A 20516-nucleotide genomic window follows, 5' to 3' on the forward strand; every position below is an offset into this window, starting at 1 on the left:
CCGGTTGATCATTGTGGTCGTTTTGGATGTGTCCCCACGCTGCGCCGCCTGGCGCCGCATCGTCCGGACGGGGTCTATCGCTGGAGATAGCGCCGCCATCCGCCAAGCGAGGTGATGTCCTCGGCATTGACGGTCGCGCGCGGCTCCGCGACGAAACCCTTGACCAGGCTACCGTCCTCCAGCGTCACGGTGCCGATCGCGAGGGGAGGCGGAACCTCGGCGACGAAGCTGCCGAACGCCGCCATGTCGAGCTCGTAGATCTCGATCGCGATCGGGGCGCCGTCGCCGCTGTGGACCAGCGCCGGCTTGGGCGGCACGCTGTCCGCCATGGCGTAAAGCCGGTAGACGGGGGCGGTCCTGGCTTCACCAACGAAGCGTGCGTCACGGGAGGTCAGTTGCCAGTGCAATGGCATGTCCTTCAGATGCGCACCGACAACGGCCAGTTTTACGGTCTCCATGTGTCCCTCCAGGTCGAGCGGCGGCAGGTGCGCCGGCGCGGGGAAAAGTGTCTTCGCCAGGTCGATCAGGCTGCGGTCGCTGCCGGCGGGTCCCATCAGCGTGACGCCGAAGCCGACGCCGCTGTGATATTGACCCGTCGGGACCGCGATCGCGGCCATGTCGAGCAGATTGACGAAGTTGGTATAGGCGCCGAGGCTCGCGTTGAGCGCGATCGGTGCGGCGAGCATCTCGGCCACGCGATAGCTGGTCGGGGCGGTCGGCAAGGCGAGCAGATCGATTGTCGCCCACATCTCCTCCGCTGCCCGGGCGAGGTCGGCAAGACGGTAGCTTGCCGCGAAGGCATCGACCGCGCTGTAGGTATGGCCTTCCTCGACGATGCTGCGAACAACCGGATGGATCGCCTCCGGGTCGTCGCGAAGCAAATCCTGAAGCGCCGCGGTCCGCTCGGCGATCCAGGGGCCATTATACAACAGCCGGGCCGCCTCGTTGAGCGGAGTCATGTCGATCTCGACCAGCTCGGCATCGAGGCTGGCCAGTGCCGCGTCATAGAGGAAACCGGAGTCGATATCGCCGAACCAGGGGCGCTGGTCGACGCGCGGCACGCCGATCCGGCGATGCGCGCGCGGCGCGTCGTCGAGCGACCGCGAGAAACTGTCCTCGCGATCGAAGCCGGCGACGATGGCATCGACAAGTCCGGCCTCCGCCACCGTCCCGGCAAAGACCGTGATGCAATCGAGTGTCCGGCAGGCGGGGACGAGCCCGCGGCTGCTCCACCGTCCGCGCGTCGGCTTGAAGCCGATCAGGTGATTGAAGGCGGCCGGAACGCGGCCCGATCCCGCCGTGTCGGTGCCGAGCGCGAAGGCGACCAGCCCACCTGCCACCGCGACCGCTGAGCCCGAACTCGATCCCCCGCTCACCCAGGCCCGGTTATAGGCGTTGCGCGGAATGCCATAGGGGCTGCGGGTACCGTTGAGACCGGTGGCGAACTGGTCGAGGTTGGTCTTGCCGACGGGGATCGCCCCGGCGGCGACCAGCCGCTCTACCGCGGTCGCCGACCGCGACGGTACGTAGGAGAAAGCCGGGCATCCGGCGGTCGTAGCGAGACCAGCGACGTCGATATTGTCCTTCACCGCGAACGGCACGCCGGCAAGCGGCAGCGCGTCGCCGTCGGCGACCCGTTGGTCGACCGCGGCGGCGGCGGCGCGGAGCGCGGCGCCATCGAAGCGGGATATCCAGACCGCGGGCTGGACTGCGTCATAAAAGTCGAGGCGCCGGATGACCTCGTCCATCACGTCGGCGGCCGAGCGGCGACGCGACTGTACGTCGGCTGCAATGGCTTCGACGGACAGGCGGTCGAGCGCGGTCACGATCGGATCAGCGCCAGCATCGGCGCGCCGGGCGTAACGCTCTGCCGCTCGACGACATAGAGGGCCGCGACTGTCCCGGCGGCGGGACTGGTGAGCGGGAATTCGGTCTTCATCGCCTCCATCACCGCGATCGTCTCGCCGGCCGCGACCAGGTCGCCGGGTGCTTTCATCAACTTCCAGACGCTGCCGCCAAAGGGGGCCTCGACCAGCTCCGCGCCTTCGGGAAGCGTGATGGCGTCGGCGGGTTTGTCGTCGACTTCCTCGCTCAGGCTGGCGACGCGATCGAACTCGCCGCGCCGCTCCCATTCGGCACGCTCGGCAGCGAAGGCGGCGTTGCGGCTGGTTTCGAATGCGGTGATCGACTCGGCATTCTCGGCGAGAAAGGCGCGATAGTCGGCGAGGCGGAATTCGGTCTCCTCGATCTCGATCGTGCGGCGACCGAGCGGGAAGTCACGGCGCCACTCAGTGAGTTCGTCGTGGCTCACGGGGAAGAACCGGATCTGGTCGAAGAAGCGTAGCAACCAGGGCTTGCCTTCGGTGAAGGCGCCGCCTTGCCGATAGGTGTTCCACACCTGGATGGTGCGGCCGAACAGCTGATAGCCGCCCGGGCCCTCCATCCCATAGATGCACATATAGGCGCCGCCGATGCCGACGACATTGGGTGGCGTCCAGGTGCGCGCCGGGTTGTATTTGGTCGTGACCAGCCGATGCCGCGGATCGATCGGTGTCGCCACCGGCGCGCCCAGATAGACGTCGCCGAGTCCGTAGACGAGGTAGCGCGCATCGAAAACGGTGCGATAGACGTCATCCGCGCTCGCCAGCCCATTGGCGCGACGGATGAACTCGATATTGTCCGGACACCACGGCGCGTCGTCGCGCACCACGGCCATGTAGCGCTCGATCGTCTGATGAATGGCGGGATCATCCCAGCTCAACGGGAGATGCACGATGCGCGAGGGGATCGCGAAGTCGTCGAGCTCGCCGAGCTGTTCCTCTATCGCCATCAGTCGATCGAGAAGCTTGTCCTCCTTGATGCGGATGCCGTCGAGATGGACCTGGAAGGAACGGATGCCGGGGACGATGTCGAGGATGCCGGGCAGCTCCAGCGCGGCAAGCGCCGTCGTGGCCGCATGAACCCGCAACCGCAGCTCGAGATCCAGCGTGATCGGCCCATATTCGACGAGCAGATTGCGGTCGCCCTGGCGGCGATACAGGATACGCGGGCGACGACCCTGCGGCGGGATCTCGGCCAGGATCGCCTCCGATCCGCTGCCTGCGGTCGTCGTGACGGGGCGAGCGGGGCGCCCCTCGATCCATTCCTCTTCGGCCGCACTCGCCGCATCCGCATCGGCGAGGCTGACAGCCACGAACCGGATCCGGTCGCCCGGCGCGAGCTGGCCGACTTTCCAGAGATCGGCCGCGATCACCACGAACGGGCAGACGAACCCGCCGAGCGAGGGGCCGTCAGGGCCGAGAATGATCGGCATGTCGCCGGTAAAGTCGAGCGAGCCGATCGCATAGGGATTGTCGTGGATGTTGGACGGATGGAGCCCGGCCTCGCCACCGTCCTGGCGCGCCCAATGGGGTTTTGGCCCGACCAGCCTGACGCCGGTACGGTTGCTGTTGTAATGGACACGCCAGTCGGCCGTCAGGATCGTCTCGATATCCTCGGGGGCGAAGAAATCGGGCGCGCCATGCGGACCGTAGAGCACGCGGATCGTCCAGTCCGGACCGAAGGCCGGCTGCGCGATCACCCGTGGTCCGGGGATTACCGCGGGCGGGTGCGGTGCCAGGTGGAGCGTGTCGCCCGCGAGCAACCTGCGGCCGCCATGTCCGCCGAATTCCCCCAGGTCGAAGGTGCTGACGCTGCCGAGATAGGCGGGAATGTCGAGGCCGCCGGCGAACAGAATGTAGCCGCGCATGCCGCCACCATGGACGCGGCCAAGCGCCAGCAGCTGGTCCTTGTCGACCGTGATGGCCTGGTTGCGTGGCACCGGCCTGCCATCGAGCGTGGCCTCGAACTCGGCCCCGGTCAGGCAGATACGTGTCGGTGTGTTGAACTGGAGCGTTGGGCCCGTCACCGTCACCTCGAGCCCGGCCGCCGCCGCATCGTTCCCGAGCAGCGCGTTGCCCAGCCGGAAGGCGCGGGCGTCCATCGGTCCGGACGGCGGCACGCCGACATCCCACAGCCCGATCCGCCCCGGAAAGTCCTGCACGGCCGTGAGCGTGCCGGCCGCACGCACCGAGATACTGCGCGGCTGATGCACGACCCGCTCGAGCGAGCGCGTGGAGACGTCGCCCGAGGTGAAATCGTCGGCGCGCGCGACATCGCGTAGCCACCGCAAGTTCGTCTCGATGCCGGCCAGGCGCGTCGCGTCGAGCGCTGCCTGCATCGCCGTGACCGCGGCGTCGCGATCCTCCCCGCGCACGATCAGCTTGGCGATCATCGGGTCGTAAAAGGGCGAGACCTTGGCGCCGCTCTCGACCCAGGTCTCGATCCGCGCGTCGTCCGGGAAGGCGACGTCGGTGAGCGAACCCGCGGCGGGCCGGAAGTCGAGCGCCGGATCCTCGGCATAGAGCCGCGCCTGGATCGACCAGCCACGCGGACGCGGCACAGGCGCGTCGAGAAAGCCGTAATCGCCGGCTGCACCGCGCACCATCCACTGGACGAGGTCGATGCCGGTCACTTCCTCGGTGACGCCATGCTCGACCTGCAGCCGCGTATTCACTTCCAGGAAGAACCAGTCCTGCCGCTCGGCATCGTAGAGGAACTCGACGGTCCCGGCCGAGCGATAGCGGGCGGCCGCGCCCAATCGCACTGCCGCGTCGGTCAGCGCGGCGCGGACATGGTCGGGAAGGTTGGGGGCAGGGGCCTCCTCGATCACTTTCTGGTTGCGGCGCTGGAGCGAGCAGTCGCGTTCGCCGAGCGAGACGACGCGCCCCGTTCCATCACCGAAAATCTGCACCTCGACATGCCGGGCGCGGGGCACGAAGCGCTCGAGGAACAGACCGGCGTCGCCGAAATTGCCCGCGCCAAGCCGCGCCACCGCGGCATAGCCGTCGCGCACGGCGGCAGGATCGGCGCAGACGCGCATGCCGATGCCGCCACCGCCGGCGGTTGCCTTGAGCATGACCGGGTAGCCGATCCGCGCGGCGGCTTCGATCGCCGCCTCCGCATCCGCCAGCAGCCCGGTGCCGGGCGCCAGCGGCACCCCCTCGGCCTCGGCGAGCGCGCGGGCGCTGTGCTTCAGCCCGAAGGCGCGAATATTGTCCGGCTTCGGCCCGATGAAGACGATGCCGGCGGCGGCACAGGCTTCGGCAAAGTCGGCATTCTCCGACAGGAAGCCGTAGCCGGGGTGGATCGCGTCGGCGCCGGTTTCGCGGGCGGCGGCAAGAATGCGCGCGGTATCGAGATAACTTTCCGCGGCCGGGCCAGGGCCGATCCGTATGGCGATGTCGGCTTCGGCGACATGCCGCGACGCCTCGTCGGCGTCGGAGAACACCGCGACCGAGCGAATGCCCATGGTGCGCAGCGTGCGGATGATCCGGCAAGCGATCGCCCCGCGATTGGCGATCAGGACCGTGCCGAAGTTCATGCCGTCACGATCATGCGGACGGGCGTGGGATTGAAGCCGTTGCAGGGATTGTTGATCTGCGGACAGTTCGAAACGACGACGGTCACGTCCATCTCGGCCCGCAGGTCGACGGAAAGGCCCGGTGCCGAAATGCCGTCGACGATGCCGAGCGCACCGTCCGCTTCGACGGGCACGTTCATGAAGAAATTGACGTTCGAGACCATGTCGCGCTTGCCGCGGCCGTCGCGCAGATTGGCTTCGAGGAAATTGTCGACGCAGCTATGCTGCGCCTTGGTGTGATGGCCGTAGCGCAGGCTGTTGGACTCGATCGAGCAGGCGCCGCCGATCGTATCATGATACTCGACCGATGTGCCGGTGATCGTCATCATCGGCCGGCCTTCGTTGGACAGCAGGACGCTGCCGGTGCGCAGGAAGATGTTCGCCTGCGCCGCCACCGTGTCCTGCGCGCTGTAGCGCTCGGCGTCGTCGTCGGTCGCATAGAGCAGGAAATCGACCGCCTGATTGCCTTCGAGGTCGATGATACGGAGCGTTTTCCCGGCCTTCACGCGATGCATCCAGGGAGCGCGGGCAGCCACGATCTCGTCGTGGACGATCTGGCCGGTGAGGCCAGCGACATGCGGATCATTTTCCATCAGCGGCGATACAGATCTTCGGTGTTGAGAAAGGCGCGCCGCCGCTCGGGCGTCGCGGTGCGGATCGGATCGTCGGCAGCGGCTACCGCACCGCGCCAGGCAGTGGCGCGCAGTGGCGTGACGCTCCACGGCCGTCCGTCGAGAACATGCGGGCAATTGGCGATGACCAGGATCAGGTCCATCTCCGCGCGCAGGACGAGCGCGCGGCCCGGTGTGAAGGGGCCGAGCTCCGGCACGATCGCGCCGTCCGCGGCGATCCGCACGCCTTTGAACAGATTGATGCAGGGATGGACGTCGCGCCGGCCCAGCCCATGTTTCGCGGCGCCGAGCAGCAGCCGGTCGCGCGCATTGGGATGCGCGCCCGAATTGCGGCCGTCGCCATAATGGCGCTGGTTCGACGCTTCGCTGGAAGCGCCGCAAAAGGCATCGTGGGTGCCGGCATCGTCCTGTTCGATACTGGCAAGGACGCGGCCCATGTCGGACAGCAACAGGCTACCCGTCGACGGATAGGCGTCCCATTGCACCTTGACGGTGTCGGCGATGTTGAGCCGCTCGGTCGGCGTGGCGGCGTTGAACAGCAGCAACGACGCGCAGGCATCGCCTTCGAGATCGATCAGCCGCAGGCGCGTGCCCCGTGCGAGCGCTCGGGAGGCATAGCCGCCGCCCGCGATCGTCTCTTCCCACAGCAGGTCGTCGGACGAGATGCCCGCCGGCAGGTCGTCGGCCTGGGGCGGCAGGATCGGCATCGCCTCGACGACGATGCCGTCCATGGCACGGGCATGGGCGCGCGCGGCGTTGGGATCGGCAAGTGTTGCGCTCATGCCGCCTTGTCCCCTGCCTGAAGCGCGCCACGCTCCTGCTCGTGAAGCGGAGGCAGCAGTGCCGTGGTGGTGAAGAGCCGGAGCTGCTGCACGCCGCGTACCTTGCGCAGCGCATCGCACAGATCGCGCAGCCGGACGGCCGGGCCCTGTACCAGCAGCACCTCGAGCGACTGGTCGTCCTCGAGGAAGACGTGCTGCGAGGAGATCACTTCCTTGAGATATTCGGCCTGGGTTTGCGCGAGTTGATGGCGAACGCGCCCCATGTCGCCGCGATAGACCAGGGTGATCGTGCCGGCGAGCATGTCCTCCGGCCGCACGGTAGCGCCATGCTGGGCAAGCTCGTTGCGGATCAACTCCGCGATCAGCTGGGAACGCGATGGCAGGCCGCGCTCTTCCACCATCAGGTCAAGCTGGCGGGAGAGCTCGGCGGGTAGGCTCATGCTGAGCCGGGCCAGGCTGGAGGGGGTGGGGTCCTTCACGGAATTATCCCTCTTCATTATTACTGATTCTGTCAATCGTAATAATTGACACCGATACGTCGGGCGTGTCCAGCGGCAGTTTGTTCGTCAGTGGCAGGTCGTAGACCGCAGTCGCGCCGAAGCGGTGCGGTGCGTGCGGATCGATGCGTCGCTTGTCGAATGCCAGCACGCGTGTGCCCAGTTTGAAGGCCTCGATGATGTCATGCGTCACCATCAGGACGGTGAGCCCATGCTCCTCCCACAGCCGCAGGATGAGCCGGTGCATGTCCTGCCGGATGCCGGGATCGAGCGCGCCGAACGGCTCGTCGAGCAGCAGCACGCGCGGCCGCGCGATCAGTGCCTGGGCGATCGCCAGGCGTTGCTGCATGCCGCCGGAAAGCTGGGACGGATACAGATGGAGCGAATCGCCGAGACCCACTTCGATCAGCATCGCTTCGGCTTCCTCGGCCGCGCGCCGCCGGGCGGCACCGAACAGACGCGCGGTGAACGGCGCCTTGGTGCATTCCCGAGCAAACATCACGTTGCGCAGCGCATTCATGTGCGGGAACACCGAGTAGCGCTGAAAGACCACGCCGCGATCGGGTCCGCATTCGGGGGTGAGTAGCTTCCCGTCGAGCAGGATGTGGCCACGGCTCGGGGATTCCTGGCCCAGCGCAAGGCGCAGGAAACTGCTCTTGCCCGCGCCGGACGGCCCGACGATCGAGACGAAGCAGCGCTCGGCGATGCTGAGAGTCACGCGCTCGAGCACGATCTTGTCGCCATATTCGAGCCAGACATTGTCGAAAGCGAGGAGGTCGCTCATCGCTGATCCTGATGCGCCCAGGCGAAGGCGCGACGGCTCAGTTGCATGAGTGCAATATCCATCGCGATCGCGAGCAGCGAAATCCAGGCGACATAGGGGATGATGACGTCCATCGAAAGGTAGCGACGGACCAGGAAGATCCGGTAGCCGAGCCCGATGTCGGATGCGATCGCCTCGGCCGAGATAAGATAGACCCAGGCCGGCCCCAGCGACAGGCGAAGTCCGGCGATCAGGCGTGGGAGCGCTTGCGGCAGGGCGACACGCAGCGCGAGCTGCCAGCTACTCGCGCCCAGGGTCTGCGCCTTGACCAACTGCTCCTGCGGGAGGGCCGCGACATGGTCGGCGAGGTCGCGGATCAGGAAGGGAGCGACGCCGATCACGATCAGCGCGACCTTCGCCGTCTCGCCGAGCCCGAAGGCGATAAAGAGGACCGGCAGGAGTGCGATTGGCGGGATTACCGCAATGGTCGTGACGAAGGCGCCGAAGGTCGCGCGTGCCGCCGGCAGGACGCCCAGCACCATGCCGACGAGCAGCGCCGAGAGCGCGCAGATGCCGAGCCCGAGACAGAGCCGCTCGAGGCTCGCGGCGGTGTCCGCCCAGAAGATGATCCGACCGCTCAGCGGATCGGCATCGAACAACAGACCGCGCATCGCCTCCGCCATCGCCGCAGGCGTGGGCAGCACCTTGTCCGAGGCATTGGCCGCGTGACGGGTAGCGGACGCAATCAGATAGGCGACCAGGGCCACCAGCAGCGGCAAGGTTCCGAGTAAGACCGCGCTGCGTCGGTTCGGCTTGACGTTCACCCAGCGCATGGCTGCGATCTCTTCAGAGCTTGCCCGCCGCGGCCTGTTCCATATAGCTCGGATCGAAGCGCAGCTTCACGTTGTTCGGATTGCCGAGCGTCTTTCCGCCCGGCAGGCTGATGCCGACAGCGTCGGCCGATTTGGCGCCGGTGCCGAACAGGCCCTTGGCAAAGCTGAAGTCGCGCACCTTGATCATCGTGCTGGCGAGCGCAGGCGATTTGAGGGCGGCCACGGCATTTTGCGGCGTATTGTAGAGATGAGTGGTGACGAGCTGGGCATCGAACGCCTGCGGGGTCGATCCGGCCATCTTTGCCATCTCGGCGCGGGCGGCGGCGCCCGTGGCATCCTTGCGCTGCATTAGGGTGATCGTCTCGTACCAGATGCCGGCCAGTGCCTTGCCGAGATTGGGATTGGCCTTGAGCGTGGCGGTGTCGACCGCCAGCAGGTCGAGGATCTCGGCCGGCACCTGATGCGAATCGAACACCAGTTTCGCGTTCGGGACCTTGGTCAGCTCGGTGAGCTGCGGGTTCCAGGTGACTGCGGCGGTGGCGTTGGGATTGGCGAAGGCGCCGACAATGTCCGCGTCGGACGTGTTCACGGTCTTCACGTCGGAAAGCTGAAGCCCGGCCGTCGAGAGCGCGCGGGCCAGCAGATAATGCGAAACCGACAGTTCGACGAGATAGACGGTGCGGCCCTTGATGTCGGCAATGCTCGATGCATTCTTCAGAACGATTCCGTCATTACCGTCCGAATAATCGCCCAGGATGATCGCACTCGTATCCTTGCCGCCGGCGGCGGGAATGGTGAGCGCGTCCATATTGGTGACGGTGACGCCGTCGAGCTTGCCGGCGTTGAACTGGTTGACCGACTCGACATAGTCGTTGACCTGCACGAAGTCGATTTTGACGCCGTATTTGTCGGCCCACTTCTTCACGATGCCGGCTTTCTGGGCATAGGGCCACGGCATCCAGCCGGCATAGATCGACCAGCCGATCGAAAAGTCATGCCGCGGCGCAGCATCTTTTTGTGCACCGCCACTGCAAGAGGTGGTCAGAAGCATGGCTGCGGTCGCCATCGTCAAAAGCGTTTTTGACATCCAGTTCGCCATGTTCTTCCCCTTGTTTCGCGCCCTGCGCTCGGAAACCGGTGAGCGCATTCTGCAACCGATATTACGTTTGCGCAATCCGGTAATAAAATATATATCGAGTCCATGGGACGTGTCACCTCATTTTGCTATGCTGCAATGCGTCATTTATCCACTATCCCAGAGGGCCTTGCGGGCCGGCCGGCTCTCGATATCCAGTCGAGAGCCCAACGGCGACGGCGCTGGGTATAGGCGGCACGATGACGAACGCGTTCCGAGGGATGATATTGAGTGCGGCGGTGGTCGTCGCCGGTCTGATCGGGACAGTGTTCATCCTGGCGCGCAAGGCGCGCAGCAACGCGCGGCAGGAGCGTCTGCGGCAGACGCAGATTCTGCAGGACGAGATCGCCGCCCATCGGCTGACGCATGACGAACTCGCGCGCGCGAAGGAGGCCGCGGAGGCCGCCAATGCCGCCAAGACCCGCTACCTCGTCGCGGTAAGTCACGAAATCCGTTCGCCGCTCAATGCCATCTATGGCTATGCCCAGTTGCTCGAGCGCGAAGACGGCATCCCGCCAGTTGAAGCAGGCAGCGTAATCCGACGCTCCGCGGAGCATCTCACCAACCTCGTCGAAGGTCTGCTGGACATTTCGCGGATCGAGAGCGGTCTGCTCAAGCTGCGGCAGGATGTCGTTCGCCTGCCCGCGCTGCTCGATCATGTCGTCGACATGTTCCGGATGCAGGCGGCGGCCAAGGGACTTACGCTCGACTATGAAGTCGAAGGCCGGTTGCCGCCGTTCGTCCGCACCGACGAGAAACGGCTGCGGCAGATCCTCATCAACCTGCTGTCCAACGCCATCAAATATACCGACAAGGGCGGCGCGACGCTGACGATTCGGTATCGCAGTCAAATGGCGCAGGTCGATGTCACCGACACCGGCATCGGAATCGCGCCCGAGGATCTCGACAGGATTTTCGAGCCGTTCGAGCGCGGCGGGTCGCTCGACGCGGCGATGCAGCCGGGGATCGGCCTCGGCCTCGCCATTACCCGTGTGCTCGCGAGGATCCTCGGCGGGGAAGTGACGGTGACGAGCGAAGTCGGCCGCGGCAGCAGCTTTCGACTCCAATTATTATTGCCCGAACCGATGGTCGCGCCGACGGGCGCGCCGGCGTATGATCGCGTGACCGGCTATAATGGAGATCGCAAGACGATCCTGGTCATTGACGATAATCCCTCCCAACTCACCGTCGTGCAGCATTTGCTGCGCCCGCTGGACTTCGTCGTCTTCGCGGCGACCGGAGGAGCCGAGGGACTGGCTCTGGCCGAGCGTTGCACGCCGGATCTGGTGTTGCTCGACATCCAGATGCCGGGCTGCAGCGGATGGGACATCGCGGCGCAGTTGCGCGCGACTTTTGGCGAGGCGCTGCGGATCGTCATGGTTTCGGCCAACGCCCATGAATATCGTGCTGGCGGCGATGGCCAGAGCCATCACGACGCCTTCCTGTCCAAACCGGTCGCTCTCGATGCGCTGCTGGATATGATCGGTCGGCAGCTCGGGATCGATTGGATCGCTGCCGGCGACCGCCAGGCCGGGCGCGAGGCGAGTCGATCGATCGGCTCGCTTCCCCCGGCGGCGGAGCCCTATCTCGTGACCCTGCGGCGCCACGTCAAAACTGGCCATGTTCGCGCGATCGAAACGCTCCTGACCGACCTGGAAGCCGAGGTGCCGGACAGCGCCGGGGCGGTTGCCGAGATGCGACGACATCTGGACGATTTCGATCTGCGCGGGCTTGCCCGGAGGCTCGGCAATGGCGACTAGTCCGGGAAGCGGAACGCGCGCGACCATCCTTGTCGTCGACGACACGCCCGAATCGCTGCGCTTTCTGACCGCGACGCTCGAACAGGCCGGCATGACCGTATTGATTGCGGTCGACGGGCTCGCCGCGCTTGAGCTGCTCGAACATGTCACGCCCGATCTGGTGCTGATGGATGCCGTAATGCCCGGTCTGGATGGCTTCAAGACCACGCGCCGGATCAAGGCGGACAGCCGTTTCCATCATTTGCCGGTGATCTTCATGACCGGGCTGACCGAGACCGAGCATGTCGTGCACGGGCTGGAGGCGGGCGGGGTCGACTATGTCCACAAGCCGATCGTGGTCGACGAATTGCTGGCGCGCGTATCGGTGCACCTGGCCAATGCCCGCGTCGCACAGGGCAGCCAGCTCGCGCTCGACACCGCCGGGCGACCGTCCTTCGCGATCGACGATGCCGGCGCGACCATCTGGCTGACGCCGTTGGCCACCGCGATGATCGAGCGGTTGTTCGCCGGCTGGGCGCCGCGCGACGGCCGTTTGCCGGAACAACTTGCCGCGACAGTCAGGCATCTCCAGCAAGCCGACGTGCCGCCCGGGGCCCAGGCATCGATCAAGATCGATGAGACGACGGTGGAATGCACGTTCCTGCGCCAGAGCAGCGCCGACCAATGGCTGTTCCGGCTGACCGAGCGGCGCGAAGGGGACGCCGAGCGCCTGCTTGCCGAGCGTCATGGCCTGACGTCGCGCGAGGCAGAGGTTCTGGTCTGGATCAGCCGCGGCAAGCAGAATCGCGAGATCAGCGAAATCCTGCACATCAGCCCGCGTACCGTGAACAAGCATCTGGAGCAGGTCTTCGAGAAAATGGGCGTCGAGAATCGTGCTTCCGCCACCGCAATCGCGGTCAGCACGCTGTCGCAATAGGTCATGACCGGAGCGCCGCAGAGGATGGGAGAACCCCTGAGCGCTGCGGGGCGTGCCATGCTCGAGCGTGGTGATTTCGCCGGCGCGCGCCGCCTGGCGGCGGTCCGCCTGGCCGATCCATCCGGTCAGGCGGAAGCCTATTTCCTGCTCGGCATCGCCGATGCCGAGACCGGTCGGGTGCAGGATGGCATTCGGCAGATCGAACAGGCGGTCGCGATCGCGCCGCACGGTGAATATCGCGCCCAGCTCGCGCGTCTCTATGCGCTGGTCCGCCGTGATGGCGATGCCGCGGCCACGCTTCGCGCGGCCGAGGCGGCGCCTCCCGCGGATGCCCTCGGGCGCGACACAATGGCGTGCGTCTACGCGCGCCTGGGCGATCACCATGCGGCGCTTCCGCATTTCGTCGCCGCGGTCGATCTCGCGCCGGAAAACGACCAGTTCCGGTACAATCACGCGGCCACGCTAAGCTTCCTCGGCCGGACCGACGAAGCCGAAGCGGTGCTCGAACTGATCCTCGGCCGCGCGCCGCACGACGCGAGGGCCCATCATCTGTTGGCCGGGCTGCGGAAACAGACTCCCGCCCGCAACCATGTCGAGCGGCTTCGCACCGCGCATGGTCGCTCCCCGCCGGGACGCGATCGTCTGCTGACGGGCTATGCGCTGGTCAAGGAGCTCGAGGATATCGGTCGCGCGGAAGAAGCGCTCGAACACCTTGTGGCGATCAACACCGCGCATCGCGCCGCGCTCGCTTATGATTTCGCGAGCGACGCCGCGATCTTCGATGCGGTCGAAACGGCGTGGCCGCGTGTCATGCGGGCGCCGGACGGGGAGGGCGCTACCGACGCGCCGATCCTCGTGATCGGCATGCCCCGCACCGGCACGACGCTGGTCGATCGCATCCTTGCATCGCATCCCGGGGTCGAGAGCGTCGGCGAACTTCAGGCCATGCCGCTCGCCGTCAAGGCGGCGTCGCGAACGCGCAGCCGCACCGTTCTCGATCCAGAGACGGTCCTGGCGGCGGCGGTAGGGGACACGGGCGCGATGGGCCGCGACTATCTGGCCCGCGCGGCGCATCACCGGCGGATGCCGGCGCGGCGCTTCGTCGATAAGTTCCCGGGCAATTTCTTCTATGCGGGGATCGCTGCCCGCGCACTGCCGAACGCGGCGATCGTCTGCCTGCGGCGAAACCCGATGGATACCGTGCTGGCCAACTTCCGTAATTTGTTCGCCATCGGATCGCGTTACTATGACTATAGTTACGATCTTCTCGACATCGCCGCTTATTATGCGCGGTTCGATCGACTGATGGCGTTCTGGCGCGAGGTTTTGCCAGGCCGCATCCTCGAGCTCAGCTACGAAGCGCTGGTCGAGGATCAGGAAGGGGAGACTCGCCGGCTATTGGCCCATTGCGGGCTCGACTGGTCCGACCAATGCCTGAATTTTCACGCCCATTCCGGTGCGGTGTCGACACCGAGCGCCGCGCAGGTCCGTCGTCCGATCTATCGGGATTCGGTGGCGCGGTGGCGGCAACATGCTGCCGCGCTGGCGCCCGCGCGCGCCTGGCTGGAGGCGCAAGGGATCGCGATCGACTGATCCGTTCGCCGGCGATCGGGCTGGCGCCTGCCACCAGGCGCCGCGCCCGATTTGGCCGGGATTGCCTCAGCGCATCGCTAGCTGATCTGCCTTGGCAATGCTGGTGACCGCCGTCGCGGCGGTGATACGCGAGCGAATGTCGGCGATCACGTCCGCGTGGCAGGCACGCGCCTGGGCGCCGAGGGCGAGATGGATGGAGCTCATCCCTTCGCCGCAAACAATATTTGCCACCTTGTCCATCCGGATCGCGAGACGTTGCTGGCCTTCGACGCTGGCGAGATCGAGCCCACGCAAATCGAGCACTGCGCTATCCGCCGAAAAGGGATTGTCACGGGGCGCCGCAAAGGCCGGCGCGGCAACCATGAGCGCGGCGAGCGCCGCAATGCCGATCTTCATCATCATCTCCTGCGTCTGTTCTGCCCGGCGCTCTTCGGCGATCAGGTGTCGGTCAATTAGTGCCGGCCGACAGTTATTTCAAGTATAATGACGAGTATTACTAAATAGAAGATCAGTATGCGCTCACTATCAACGTGGCGAGTTCGATCCGCTTGCCGAGCGCACCCGGTGGCGGCGTGACAACTTCGGTGCTTTCGTCGCCGGTCCGTGCGTCGGCCAGGGTCACCATCAGCGTGCCGTCATGGGCGCTTGCCCAGTCGCGTGCCGTCGCCAGCGGCATTGTCGCGCGCCAGGAGCGGTTGCCCTCGACTACCAGGGGATGGCCCGAGACCCGGACCGCCACCGCGGCATGGGGACGACGGCCGGAGATGCGGAGGCAGGTCGCATCGCCGCAATGGACCAGGCGAGCCTTTGGTGCGGCGATTGCGGTCCCCGGAGTCGCACTCATGGCGAGGCCCAGGAAGAAGCAGAGGGGCCGCGATGCGGGCCTTGATACGGGCCGAGCCCGAGCGGGAGCAACCATCACGCCCGGATACGGCCCCTTGCTGCGCCGCAACATGGGCAGTTTGACGTAGGGCGTACGCCTTGCGGATCGGCTTACGTCAAACACCCCATGTCACAGGAATGTTATTATCGTTTAGCTGATTCGTAATACGCGAAGACTCGGAGAAGTCGACGCGCGGAGAGGGTGTGAGAGGAGGCGCTCGGGATCACATAAAACCCAAAGGGGGGTAGAAGATGGGACGACTTTCTCGCACGGGTTTGCTTTGCGCAACCGCGCTCGTGAGCGTTGCGGGCACGCCTGCGCTGGCGCAGGAAGCGCCCGCCTCGGGGCAGGATGCTTCTTCCGGTTCCACTCCCGACACGCCGAACGAGATCGTGGTCACGGGCAGCCGCCGGCGGACCACACTCCAGGATGCCCCGATCAACATCAGCGCGGTATCCGGCGCGACAATCGAGAACCAACGGCTCGACGACATCCGCGCGCTCGGCAACTTCACGCCTGGCGTCACGATAGCGGATACCGGCCCAGCCTCGACGGGCCAGATCATCCTGCGCGGCATTGCCTCCGGCGACACCAGCGTCGATGGCGCCAATTCCAACAATGCGGTCGGCGTCTATCTCGGCGAGGTTCCGCTCTATCTGGACTTCAAGCTGATCGACATCAGCCGGGTGGAAGTCCTGCAAGGGCCGCAAGGCACGCTCTATGGCCTCGGCACGCTCGCGGGCGCGGTGCGCTATATTCCCAATCGGCCCGATACGGATCGCTTCTCGGTCGACCTGCATGGCCGCGGCTATGCCGAATCGCATTCGGATGATTTCGGCGGCAGCGGCGATATCGCCGTCAACGTCCCGATCCTGAAGGACCATGTCGCGTTCCGGACCTCGACCGGTTATTACAGCAATGCCGGCTTCATCGATTACAATTATCTGCTGCAGCAACCGGGCGTCTCCGATCCCCAGCCGGTTCGTGCGTCGGGCGGATCGACCGGTTCCCTTGGCGGCACGGCGGACTATGCGGCCAATTTCAAGCGCGCCGAAGATGTGAACTATGAGCGCACGTTCACCACGCGCAACCAACTGCTGCTCGAATATAATCCCAATATCAGGGCCTATTTCACCTATGCCCATCAGAGCACCAAGACCGGCGGGCGCCAGGCCAACGGCGCCGGTGTGCTCGGAACGGGGAAATATGAGGGCCCCTGGCGCTATCTCGAGCCGTTCGTGCGCAAGTCGGACCTCTTCTCGGCCGAGGTCTACATCAATCTCTTCAATGTCGCGCAGCTTGTCAGCACGACAGCCTATACGAAGCAGCACATCCGCAACACGGACGACAATACCGATCTCCTGCTCGATCTGAACTACGGTTACGAAGCATTCCCGCAGTTTTCGTCCTACGCGAACAACGAACGGGAATATAAGCAGTTCGATCAGGAAGTGCGGCTCGTCTCGACCCATGGCGGCCCGATAAACTGGGTCATCGGTGGGTTCTACAACCGCCTGGAATTTGAGTCCCACCGGCACGAATACACGCCCGGTTTCGCGCAATGGTCCGGATATTGGGGCGTCAATCGTCCAGACAATCTCGAGTATATCTCGCAGGTGAACAGCAAGGACATCGAGAAGGCGGTTTATGGCGAGCTCACGCTGCACGTGACCAAGAAGTGGCAAGTGACAGGCGGGATTCGCTACTTCAAATATGATTCGGATGTCGCCGGCGGGTCGGCCTTGCCGCTTCTCGGCAGCGGCGTTGATCCTTATCCTTCGACGACGATCCTCCCGAAGCGGATCCGAACCGGATCGACTGGCAAGGACGGCATCGTCTGGAAGGCGAACACCTCGTACAAGTTCAGCGACGATCTGCTGGCCTATTTCACTTATTCGACCGGCTATCGCATCGGCGGCGTCAACCGGGTGGTGCCCTGCATCCTGCCGCTGCCGCCAGGCCAGAATCTATGCGCTTTGCCCAATGAGCTGGTCTATGGGCCGGACAAGACGCGCAACATCGAGCTCGGCGTGCGCGCCAGCCTGTTCGACAAGCGGCTCCAGCTGACGCTCGATGGCTATCGTATCGACTGGAAAGGTGTGCAGGTGCCGAGCCAGACGGTGAACGGCGCGATCGGGATCACGGTGAATGGCGCCAACGCCATCTCCCAGGGCTTCGATGTCCAGGGCGCGCTCAAGATCACCCCGAACCTCAACCTGATCGCCACTTATTCCTATGTCGATGCGCACCTGACCGAAGACGTCTCTGGGCTCGTGGTCAGCCAAGGCGTCCGCTACGACGCCTTCTCGGGAGACAGGCTGCCCGGATCGGCCAAGAATTCGGGCAGCGCCCAGCTTACCTACACCTATCCGCTCGGCGACGGGCGCAAGGTCGAGGCGACCTGGGCCACCATCTATCGCGGCGATATCTATTCGCGCGTCGGGCTTCGCGGCAACGGCGAGAAAATCCCGAGCTACGTCACTCATAGCCTGACGGTGAATTACATCAGCAAGCGCTTCGAGGTGGGTCTGTTCGCGGACAATATCTTCGACAAATATGCGGTGACCGCGATCAGCAATGACGTCTCGTCCTACAATCAGGTCCGCACCGATGTGGTCGAGCGCTATTACGCCCTCGGCGTGCTGACGCCCCGTCGCGTCGGCGTCGATTTGCGTATTCATTATTGAGCGAGAGGGGCCAGACTGTGCCTCTCCACAGCAAGCCGACGGCGCCGGTAAGGACCAGGCTGGCGCCGTCGCCGCAGGCGCGAGCCTACGTCATTCGGCCACCTGCGGCGTCGAGGCCATCATCTTACCGTGCGGGCATGCAGGGCAGGCATGGCTGATCGTGAACACTTGCGGGCCATCGGACCGGATGCCCGCGAGACCCGAAGACCTCCTTTCGCCGACCTACCGGAGCGAAGAGCTATGAAGAAGATCCTGTTCAGCTACGTGCAACCAGCGATGGTCGTGGCGATCGTGCTTTTCTGGATGCTCGGACCTAAAGCCTGGATCACAAACGCCTGGGCGCTCACCATCGCCACGTCCCTCACAACATTGCTGGTGCTGGGGCTCGAGTGGATCAATGAACGGCATGCCAGCTGGCGGTTGACGAAGAAGGAGTTCTTCACCGACCTTTTCTACATGGTCCTGGGCGCGACCGCGATATCCTGGGCTACCACCAAGCTGGCCGAGGAGCCGCTGAAGGCCGCCAAGCATTCACTGGGCATCACGACGCAATGGGCCATGCATCTGCCCTTTGTCGTCCAGGTCGCGCTGGTCATCTTCCTGATCGAGTTCGGCCAATATTGGATGCATCGGCTGATGCACAATTACGGGCCCTTCTGGCTGACGCATGCGCCGCACCATCACATCACCCAGTTGAATGCCATGAAGGGCGCGGTCGGCAATCCCATCGAGCTCTTCCTGATCAGCCTCAGCGTGGTGGCGCTGTTCGACCTGCCATTGGCTGCCGAACTCTGCGCCTTCAACGTCCTCTCCGTGGTGTCGACGTTTGCGCATGCCAATACGCGCTGTGATCCGCCGCGCTGGTATGGGTTCTTCTTCACGACCATCCAGAACCACAGCCTGCACCATTCGGTGGCCTATGAGGACACGCGCTGCAATTATGCGAACTCGCTGATCCTGATCGATCGCGTGTTCCGCACCTATCGCCACGGCGAATCCGAACTGGTCGGCCAGGACGACCGTCGGCGCCTGTCGATCGTGGAGCAGATGATCTTCCCGTTCCGGCCGCTGATCGACAAGATCAAGGCGAAACGGAATTACGCTTAGGCTGCCGTCCGTTCCTGTTTGATATCGATCGAGAGGCGTTTCTTCGTGATCCTGCATGCATGTTTGAACAGGGGCCGAATGGTCATGGCGATCGCGGGAGGTCTTGCGCTGGCGTCCGCCTCCGCCGCTTTCGCCCAGGAAGAGCGGGTGCTCACCGTTCCCGGGTTCGCCGATTTCCTGGCGGTCGACGGCTCGTCGGTCTGGGCTACCAACAAGGGCCGGGTCGAGCGTTGGTCGAAGAAGCGCAAGCTCGCGGAAGTCACCATGCCGCACCCCTGCGGCGCGATGGCGGTCGCGTTCGGCTCCTTGTGGGTCGCCGACTGTCAGGACCGCACTCTCAACCGGATCGACCTCAAGACGGCCGAGAAATCAGCCGTGATCGCGACGGGTATCGCCAATCCCAAGGGCGAACTGAACGTCGTGGCCGGAGCGGGATCGATCTGGGTAGCGAGCGACGACAAGGGCGTTATCGTCCGCGTCGACCCGGCCAGCAACAAGGTGACGGCCTCGATCCCGGTCGATCCCAGCACCTATTATCTGGCATTCGGTCTCGGATCTTTATGGGCCGTGAGCGCCGACCAGCAGAGCCTCCAGAAGATCGACCCGCAGACCAATGCTGTCGTCCACCGAACCGTGCTGGGCCGGGAGCCCGGCTTCCTCGTCGCGGGCGAGGGCGCGGTCTGGGTTCAGGAACAGGGGGACGGGACATTGGCCCGGATCGACCCCGAAACCGGCGATGTCTCCGGTCGCGTCAAGGTCGACGAGACCCTGAAATATGGAGATATCGACGCGGGTGGCGGCAAGATCTGGCTGCGCACGACCGCCAGCCAGACGTTCGTGGTGATCGATCCCGTAACGCTGACCATTCGCGCGCGGGTCGGAAAGGAAACCGGCAGCGGCGCCCTGCGATATACGCGGAAGGGCGTGTGGACGACGTCGCATGATGTTCACACGCTGTCCTGGTGGAAGAAGCCTGACCGTATCGGGAACTGACGCTCGAGCGATTACCCTGCAAATGATAGAATCTCAAAAAATGCAGGGCATCTTGAAAGGTGCCGTGGTCGCGTTTTCACGGCGGTGCGTCCCTCTCCCTCGCTGACAGATTGGATCGGGATAAGGAAAAGGTGTTGGCCGCGAACCCGCAGGTCGACAGCGATCGGCTGTCGCGAGAGTGGCGCGGAAGGCTGACGAAAGATGTCGCGCGCCAGGGCGCGATATTGAGAGCGAGCGGCATCGACACGGGATTCTATCGCTGGTTTGACGAAATGGCTGGTTTGCCGGCTTCCAGCCAGAGCCCCGATTGCGCAGCGAATCCGGAGGCGGAGGCGATCGTCTTTTCCGAAGACTTCCTTCTGAAAAGAGGGGTGTCGGTTGATTACAACGGAGGACCTCGATCTGCGGCGCACCTCCACCGCATCAACGAACAACGAGGCTGGGTGAAACGCTCCTGCTTCTGGCAGTAATATT

17 protein-coding genes are annotated in these 20516 nt (G+C 64.9%); 7 read left to right on the forward strand and 10 right to left on the reverse strand.

The window, feature by feature from the left end:
- Nucleotides 1–74 precede the first annotated feature (74 nt).
- From atzF to AC1DRD_RS04860, 8 genes are read right to left on the reverse strand one after another with little or no spacing between them, the layout of a single operon-like run.
- On the reverse strand, nucleotides 75–1826 hold the full coding sequence (gene atzF, locus AC1DRD_RS04825; protein WP_478028537.1) for an allophanate hydrolase: 1752 nt from the start codon (nucleotides 1824–1826) through the stop codon (nucleotides 75–77).
- The gene (gene uca, locus AC1DRD_RS04830) at nucleotides 1823–5422 is read right to left on the reverse strand and encodes an urea carboxylase (RefSeq protein ID WP_478028539.1); all 3600 of its coding nucleotides are present in this window, start codon (nucleotides 5420–5422) and stop codon (nucleotides 1823–1825) included. Before uca ends, atzF begins: the two co-directional genes overlap by 4 nt.
- On the reverse strand, nucleotides 5419–6054 hold the full coding sequence (locus AC1DRD_RS04835) for an urea amidolyase associated protein UAAP2 (RefSeq protein ID WP_478028540.1): 636 nt from the start codon (nucleotides 6052–6054) through the stop codon (nucleotides 5419–5421). Before AC1DRD_RS04835 ends, uca begins: the two co-directional genes overlap by 4 nt.
- On the reverse strand, nucleotides 6054–6875 hold the full coding sequence (locus AC1DRD_RS04840) for an urea amidolyase associated protein UAAP1 (protein WP_478028542.1): 822 nt from the start codon (nucleotides 6873–6875) through the stop codon (nucleotides 6054–6056). The genes AC1DRD_RS04835 and AC1DRD_RS04840 overlap by 1 nt, the downstream gene beginning before the upstream one ends.
- Nucleotides 6872–7315 carry a CopG family ribbon-helix-helix protein gene (locus AC1DRD_RS04845; RefSeq protein ID WP_478029014.1) on the reverse strand — a complete coding sequence of 148 codons (444 nt, stop codon included), beginning with the start codon at nucleotides 7313–7315 and terminating at the stop codon, nucleotides 6872–6874. Before AC1DRD_RS04845 ends, AC1DRD_RS04840 begins: the two co-directional genes overlap by 4 nt.
- A gap of 43 nt (nucleotides 7316–7358) precedes the next feature.
- Entirely contained in the window at nucleotides 7359–8156 is a 798-nt protein-coding gene (locus AC1DRD_RS04850; RefSeq protein ID WP_478028543.1) for an ATP-binding cassette domain-containing protein, read from the reverse strand.
- Nucleotides 8153–8968: an ABC transporter permease gene (locus tag AC1DRD_RS04855; protein WP_478028544.1), complete on the reverse strand. Its 816-nt coding sequence runs from the start codon at nucleotides 8966–8968 to the stop codon at nucleotides 8153–8155. The genes AC1DRD_RS04850 and AC1DRD_RS04855 overlap by 4 nt, the downstream gene beginning before the upstream one ends.
- A gap of 13 nt (nucleotides 8969–8981) precedes the next feature.
- Nucleotides 8982–10067 (reverse strand): putative urea ABC transporter substrate-binding protein, encoded by a 1086-nt coding sequence (locus tag AC1DRD_RS04860; RefSeq protein WP_478028545.1) that lies wholly within the window; start codon nucleotides 10065–10067, stop codon nucleotides 8982–8984.
- A 236-nt stretch (nucleotides 10068–10303) separates the two neighbouring features.
- Here AC1DRD_RS04860 and AC1DRD_RS04865 point away from each other — a divergent pair, with 236 nt between their 5' ends.
- The 3 genes from AC1DRD_RS04865 to AC1DRD_RS04875 are packed head-to-tail and all read left to right on the forward strand — an operon-like array spanning nucleotide 10304 to nucleotide 14372.
- A complete protein-coding gene (locus tag AC1DRD_RS04865; RefSeq protein ID WP_478028546.1) occupies nucleotides 10304–11863 on the forward strand; it encodes an ATP-binding response regulator in 1560 nt (519 codons plus the stop codon).
- Nucleotides 11853–12779 (forward strand): response regulator, encoded by a 927-nt coding sequence (locus AC1DRD_RS04870; protein ID WP_478040507.1) that lies wholly within the window; start codon nucleotides 11853–11855, stop codon nucleotides 12777–12779. Before AC1DRD_RS04865 ends, AC1DRD_RS04870 begins: the two co-directional genes overlap by 11 nt.
- A gap of 57 nt (nucleotides 12780–12836) precedes the next feature.
- Nucleotides 12837–14372, forward strand: coding sequence for a tetratricopeptide repeat-containing sulfotransferase family protein (locus AC1DRD_RS04875; RefSeq protein WP_478040508.1), 1536 nt, complete (start codon nucleotides 12837–12839; stop codon nucleotides 14370–14372).
- A 66-nt stretch (nucleotides 14373–14438) separates the two neighbouring features.
- Here AC1DRD_RS04875 and AC1DRD_RS04880 read toward each other — a convergent pair whose 3' ends face one another.
- Both AC1DRD_RS04880 and AC1DRD_RS04885 read right to left on the reverse strand, forming a co-directional pair.
- Nucleotides 14439–14768, reverse strand: a complete 330-nt coding sequence (locus tag AC1DRD_RS04880; RefSeq protein WP_478040509.1) for a UrcA family protein — start codon at nucleotides 14766–14768, stop codon at nucleotides 14439–14441.
- A gap of 112 nt (nucleotides 14769–14880) precedes the next feature.
- Entirely contained in the window at nucleotides 14881–15216 is a 336-nt protein-coding gene (locus tag AC1DRD_RS04885; protein ID WP_478040510.1) for a hypothetical protein, read from the reverse strand.
- Nucleotides 15217–15506: 290 nt separating this feature from the next.
- On the opposite strand from AC1DRD_RS04885, the gene AC1DRD_RS04890 reads away from it, so the two are divergent.
- The 4 genes from AC1DRD_RS04890 to AC1DRD_RS04905 all read left to right on the forward strand — a co-directional run bounded on the left by AC1DRD_RS04890 (nucleotide 15507) and on the right by AC1DRD_RS04905 (nucleotide 20512).
- Entirely contained in the window at nucleotides 15507–17942 is a 2436-nt protein-coding gene (locus AC1DRD_RS04890; RefSeq protein ID WP_478040511.1) for a TonB-dependent receptor, read from the forward strand.
- A 240-nt stretch (nucleotides 17943–18182) separates the two neighbouring features.
- Entirely contained in the window at nucleotides 18183–19049 is an 867-nt protein-coding gene (locus tag AC1DRD_RS04895; RefSeq protein ID WP_478040512.1) for a sterol desaturase family protein, read from the forward strand.
- 84 nt (nucleotides 19050–19133) lie between these two features.
- Nucleotides 19134–20042, forward strand: a complete 909-nt coding sequence (locus AC1DRD_RS04900; RefSeq protein ID WP_478040513.1) for a Vgb family protein — start codon at nucleotides 19134–19136, stop codon at nucleotides 20040–20042.
- 134 nt (nucleotides 20043–20176) lie between these two features.
- The gene (locus AC1DRD_RS04905; RefSeq protein ID WP_478040514.1) at nucleotides 20177–20512 is read left to right on the forward strand and encodes a hypothetical protein; all 336 of its coding nucleotides are present in this window, start codon (nucleotides 20177–20179) and stop codon (nucleotides 20510–20512) included.
- Nucleotides 20513–20516: the final 4 nt, after the last annotated feature.

This window comes from Sphingomonas sp. P4_G2 (genome assembly GCF_056401155.1).

What these genes read in the sequence shown, in the direction of transcription:
- uca (WP_478028539.1), bottom strand. Translation starts at nt 5,422, where the DNA reads ATGAACTTCGGCACGGTCCTGATCGCCAATCGCGGGGCGATCGCTTGC.
- AC1DRD_RS04835 (WP_478028540.1), bottom strand. Translation starts at nt 6,054, where the DNA reads ATGGAAAATGATCCGCATGTCGCTGGCCTCACCGGCCAGATCGTCCAC.
- AC1DRD_RS04840 (WP_478028542.1), bottom strand. Translation starts at nt 6,875, where the DNA reads ATGAGCGCAACACTTGCCGATCCCAACGCCGCGCGCGCCCATGCCCGT.
- AC1DRD_RS04845 (WP_478029014.1), bottom strand. Translation starts at nt 7,315, where the DNA reads ATGAGCCTACCCGCCGAGCTCTCCCGCCAGCTTGACCTGATGGTGGAA.
- AC1DRD_RS04850 (WP_478028543.1), bottom strand. Translation starts at nt 8,156, where the DNA reads ATGAGCGACCTCCTCGCTTTCGACAATGTCTGGCTCGAATATGGCGAC.
- AC1DRD_RS04855 (WP_478028544.1), bottom strand. Translation starts at nt 8,968, where the DNA reads ATGCGCTGGGTGAACGTCAAGCCGAACCGACGCAGCGCGGTCTTACTC.
- AC1DRD_RS04860 (WP_478028545.1), bottom strand. Translation starts at nt 10,067, where the DNA reads ATGGCGAACTGGATGTCAAAAACGCTTTTGACGATGGCGACCGCAGCC.
- AC1DRD_RS04865 (WP_478028546.1), top strand. Translation starts at nt 10,304, where the DNA reads ATGACGAACGCGTTCCGAGGGATGATATTGAGTGCGGCGGTGGTCGTC.
- AC1DRD_RS04870 (WP_478040507.1), top strand. Translation starts at nt 11,853, where the DNA reads ATGGCGACTAGTCCGGGAAGCGGAACGCGCGCGACCATCCTTGTCGTC.
- AC1DRD_RS04875 (WP_478040508.1), top strand. Translation starts at nt 12,837, where the DNA reads ATGCTCGAGCGTGGTGATTTCGCCGGCGCGCGCCGCCTGGCGGCGGTC.
- AC1DRD_RS04880 (WP_478040509.1), bottom strand. Translation starts at nt 14,768, where the DNA reads ATGAAGATCGGCATTGCGGCGCTCGCCGCGCTCATGGTTGCCGCGCCG.
- AC1DRD_RS04885 (WP_478040510.1), bottom strand. Translation starts at nt 15,216, where the DNA reads ATGAGTGCGACTCCGGGGACCGCAATCGCCGCACCAAAGGCTCGCCTG.
- AC1DRD_RS04890 (WP_478040511.1), top strand. Translation starts at nt 15,507, where the DNA reads ATGGGACGACTTTCTCGCACGGGTTTGCTTTGCGCAACCGCGCTCGTG.
- AC1DRD_RS04895 (WP_478040512.1), top strand. Translation starts at nt 18,183, where the DNA reads ATGAAGAAGATCCTGTTCAGCTACGTGCAACCAGCGATGGTCGTGGCG.
- AC1DRD_RS04900 (WP_478040513.1), top strand. Translation starts at nt 19,134, where the DNA reads ATGGCGATCGCGGGAGGTCTTGCGCTGGCGTCCGCCTCCGCCGCTTTC.